Source organism: Vibrio sp. 10N.286.48.F5 (genome assembly GCF_041469785.1).
Lineage (GTDB): Bacteria > Pseudomonadota > Gammaproteobacteria > Enterobacterales > Vibrionaceae > Vibrio > Vibrio crassostreae_C.
Genome location: NZ_JBFRLG010000034.1, coordinates 1 through 658, shown reverse-complemented (window position 1 = coordinate 658; position 658 = coordinate 1). Strand labels below are relative to the sequence as shown.

General features: G+C 41.3%; 1 protein-coding gene. It reads right to left on the bottom strand.

What is annotated here, in order from left to right; translation table 11 throughout:
* Positions 1 to 472 (bottom strand): transcriptional regulator LeuO (leuO, locus tag AB4185_RS18080; protein ID WP_136975174.1); only part of this gene is annotated, 472 nt, incomplete at its 3' end.
* Positions 473 to 658 lie beyond the last annotated feature (186 nt).

The following is a 658-nucleotide window of genomic DNA, read 5'->3' as shown; positions in this document are numbered from 1 at the left end:
TACGCTCAGAAAGCTGACGATCGAACTCAGCGTCCATGTGCAGTTTAACGCTTGGTGCTTGCTCGTTAATTGTCGACATAATCTTAGGTGCAAAACGCATGTCACAAGGGCTGCAAATCGCAAGTTTGAACAGGCGAGAAGACGACTCTGGAGAGAACACAGAACTTGGTAGTTCGTTGCGTACTAACTGTAGCGCTTGGCGGATAGGACCAAACAACTGACGAGCACGTTGAGTCGGTTGAATACCACGACCTTGACGCATGAATAGTTCGTCGTTAAACATCACTTTTAGACGAGCAACAGCGTTACTTACAGCAGGCTGAGACATACCCAGATTGTGAGCTGCACGTGTAATGTTTTGCTCTTGCATAACTGCATCAAATACAGTCAAAAGATTTAAGTCGACTCCACGAAGTGTGCTTTCCATTCTGTAGCTTGCAATAGCACTCATTGCGTCTTTCTTATCTAACATTCAAGTTGCCTCTTGTCGGTTCGACAGCGTTAAATTGGTAATGGTATGAGAATAGATAACCACTAATTCTTATATTTATCAGACCGATGTTTTTCGGATTGACATTACTATTAACCAATGCATCTCGAGCTACCAACAAGATTGATAAAGAATAATTTTATTTTACCTTAATTATTAAATAACATC